Source organism: Streptomyces sp. NPDC057743, assembly GCF_042798755.1.
Lineage (GTDB): Bacteria > Actinomycetota > Actinomycetes > Streptomycetales > Streptomycetaceae > Streptomyces.
Genome location: NZ_JBHVJX010000107.1, coordinates 1 through 2,909, shown reverse-complemented (window position 1 = coordinate 2,909; position 2,909 = coordinate 1). Strand labels below are relative to the sequence as shown.

Genomic DNA, 2,909 nt, shown 5'->3' with positions numbered 1-2,909 from the left:
CCGCACCACCGAGGGTAAGACGAAGAAGGAGATCATCCGCTGTCTCAAGCGGTATCTCGCCCGCGAGATCTACCAGATGATCAAGGCCAACCCGCGCCCCACTCCGGGCACTTGACGGAATATAGGAGCGTCAACGCCCTCGCGGAGAATCTATGGATGCTCGTCAAGACCGAAGGCCTGCGCGGCCGCACCTTGCCACACGTGCCGAGGCGGACCTCGCACTCTTCGCATACATCGACGGCTTCTATAACTCCCGTCGCATCCAGGAACGGCTCGGCTTCCTCAGCCCCACCGAATTCGAGGAGAAGCACAACACCGAGCAGGCAACGGCCGAACAAACGAACCTGAACACCCATCAACCCGTCCCGACCTGCTGATCAGCCCCTCCCGAACAGCGGGGGAACCTCAGATGGTCGGGCAGGGATGAGCGGGGCTATCCGCGCCCACAGGTCGTCAGGTACAAGATCATCAGCAATCCGCCAGCCCCTGCCCCATCACCCTCAACTCCCTGCACACCGAACTCATCAACGCCGTTGCGTTTGGATCTTGAGGTGTTCGTCAAGGGGGTGCAGGAACAGCGCAACGGGACTCCTGGTAAATCAACTTACCGAGGCATGCGCACCGTGGCCGTCGACGGCACGCTGCTGCACGTTCCTGACGACGAGGCTGTCACCTGGCGCTATCCTGCACGCCATCCACGCACGCGGCGCGCAGTTCCTGGTGCGTTCCTCCGCGCGCCGGGCGCCCACCCCCTTCCGGCGCCTTGGCGATGGCTCCTACCTGGCGCGGCTCGGCTACGGTGTCCTGCCCGCCCTGCTGACCACACGGGTCATCGAGGCACAGATCACCGTCACCCTGGTCGACGGCACCGTCCACACCCAGCAGTGGCGCTTGCTCACCAGCCTGCTCGACCCCGACCGCCACCCCGCACGGGAACTTGTCGATCTCTACCATGAGCGGTGACAGGCGGAGACGACATACTTTTCGATCAAGGCCACGATCCTCGACGGCCGTGTCCTGCGCTCCCGAAGCATCGAGGGTCTCGACCAGGAGGTCTACGCCTCCTCGTCACCTACCAAGCACTCATCCGCGCCGCCGGCGACGCCCTCGCCGCCCGCCCGGGCCTAGACATGGACCGGATCAGCTTCACCGTTCTCCTCCAGAGCGCTGCCGACCAGGTCACCACCGCTCACGACATCTGGCCCGATACACCCGGCGACCTGATCGGCGAGATCGGCCGGACTGTCCTGGACGCCCTCCTGCCCACCCGCCACCGCTCCCGGCTCAAAGCCCGCACCCGCAAGAACCCCACCAACAAGTACGTACCGCACATCGGAGCACACCCCGCAACCTCGCAGAACTACACCGTCCACGCCGACATCACGTTCCTCGAACACGGACTAGAAACCCGCCAACATCGTTAACGCAACGGCGTTGCCATGCAAGTCGGCACCTCGCTGTCGCACGCACTTGCGTCCAGGCAAGTCACCTTTTAGACATATTTTGACATCGAACCGCCATAGATTCAGCATTGATACGCAAGTGAGAAGTATCTGACTTCTTATCTTGATCATTCCGACATAGGCGGCTTCCAGGCTGTCGTCATGACATTCCTCAAACGCGGTGTCCTTGGCGTTGCTCTGGCTTCCACCGCAGCGGTACTCGCGTCCGCGCCGCAGGCGCAGGCGATCATCAACGGTCAAAAGGCGACAGAGGGTTACCCCTTCATGGGGTCTCTGCAGAATCCCATGTCACCTCGCCCCGACGGCCACGTGTGCGGGGTCGCCCTCGTTCACAAGGAGTGGGTGGTCACGGCCAAGCACTGCGTGGACGGTAGGGGCGCACCCGGCACGATGAAGGTGAGGCTCGGCTCTTCCCGGGTGGACGAGGGAGGTGAACTGATCGGTGTGGAGCGCGCGTTGTGGCCGTCCGGTCACATCACCGAAGGTGACGACATCGCTCTACTCAAACTCAAAAGGCCCACTGTGGCCCAGCCTGTACGGCTCGCTGAATCCCCTCCCAAGCTCTTTGCCTCCGTGCGCATCCTCGGCTGGGGGCTGACAGGGCAGGAGATGATCCCCGCCAACTGGCCCAAGGACCTGCGGGAACTCGATACGAAACGGCTGGACGACAAGAGCTGTGACGACTCCGGGATCAATCACGGAAAGGAGTTGTGCATCGCTGCCGTCAACGGCCGCGGAGCCGCGAACATGGACTCCGGCGGCCCCGCCCTGGTGAAACGCGCCGACGGAATCTGGTCCCTGGCGGGTATCACCTCCGGCAGCGGGGGCACCCCCGGCACCCATCCCACCATCTACACCAATGTCGCGGTTAAGATCCCCTGGATCAAATCCGTCCTCCAGGGTAGTTAACCTCACTCTTTCACTTGGAGTAAGGGCAGCCACCATGCCATGAACACGAAAGTGCCTCCTGACCAGTGACAATAAGGCTTGTTGAGGGTCTCTGTTGTCACGGTCGGAAGGCACTTTCTGTGTGCAGGCTATCGGTTCGCGTTCCAACCTTTCAGTTGGAGATCGGTTGGTCAGGGCTGTTGCAAAGTCCGGGTGGTCGAGCGGAGTTGCTGGTCACAGTGTGGTGACGATGTTGTGATGAGGGCAGTTACCAAAGCATCGAGGCTCCCGTTGTGGACGGTTGGCCTTGCCAGTCACCGTTCAGAACCGGAGCCTCGATGTGCCGTCAGTCTGCCACTGAGCCTTTTCCAGCCTGCGGCTGCAGCCTGACAGTTGGGCTGACAACGTGGTGAAGCCCCTGGTAGATGGGTTTTCGACCAAGAGAACCCTCTCCACCAGAGGATTCACGTGCTTGTCTACCCATCGGGCGTCGACGTGTCCAGCTCTGCCCTGTGCTTCCTCACCCAGCAGCTACGGCAGCACCGCCGCGAAATCGGC

The 2,909-nt window shown here is 62.2% G+C and carries 4 protein-coding genes and 1 pseudogene; all 5 read left to right on the top strand.

Features of this window, described 5'->3' with window-relative positions:
• Positions 1 to 152: 152 nt before the first annotated feature.
• A complete protein-coding gene (locus ACFVFQ_RS38600; protein ID WP_383425384.1) occupies positions 153 to 377 on the top strand; it encodes an IS3 family transposase in 225 nt (74 codons plus the stop codon).
• Positions 378 to 720: 343 nt separating this feature from the next.
• Entirely contained in the window at positions 721 to 963 is a 243-nt protein-coding gene (locus ACFVFQ_RS38595; RefSeq protein ID WP_383425382.1) for a hypothetical protein, read from the top strand.
• Between the two features lie 167 nt (positions 964 to 1,130).
• Positions 1,131 to 1,424, top strand: coding sequence for a hypothetical protein (locus ACFVFQ_RS38590; protein WP_383425380.1), 294 nt, complete (start codon positions 1,131 to 1,133; stop codon positions 1,422 to 1,424).
• A gap of 180 nt (positions 1,425 to 1,604) precedes the next feature.
• The gene (locus ACFVFQ_RS38585; RefSeq protein WP_383425378.1) at positions 1,605 to 2,372 is read left to right on the top strand and encodes a S1 family peptidase; all 768 of its coding nucleotides are present in this window, start codon (positions 1,605 to 1,607) and stop codon (positions 2,370 to 2,372) included.
• Between the two features lie 447 nt (positions 2,373 to 2,819).
• Positions 2,820 to 2,909, top strand: a pseudogene (locus ACFVFQ_RS38580) (IS5/IS1182 family transposase); the annotation flags it as partial.

Excerpts from the sequence above, each read along its gene's own strand:
- ACFVFQ_RS38590 (WP_383425380.1), top strand. The coding sequence starts at position 1,131 with ATGGACCGGATCAGCTTCACCGTTCTCCTCCAGAGCGCTGCCGACCAG.
- ACFVFQ_RS38585 (WP_383425378.1), top strand. The coding sequence starts at position 1,605 with ATGACATTCCTCAAACGCGGTGTCCTTGGCGTTGCTCTGGCTTCCACC.
- ACFVFQ_RS38600 (WP_383425384.1), top strand. The coding sequence starts at position 153 with ATGGATGCTCGTCAAGACCGAAGGCCTGCGCGGCCGCACCTTGCCACA.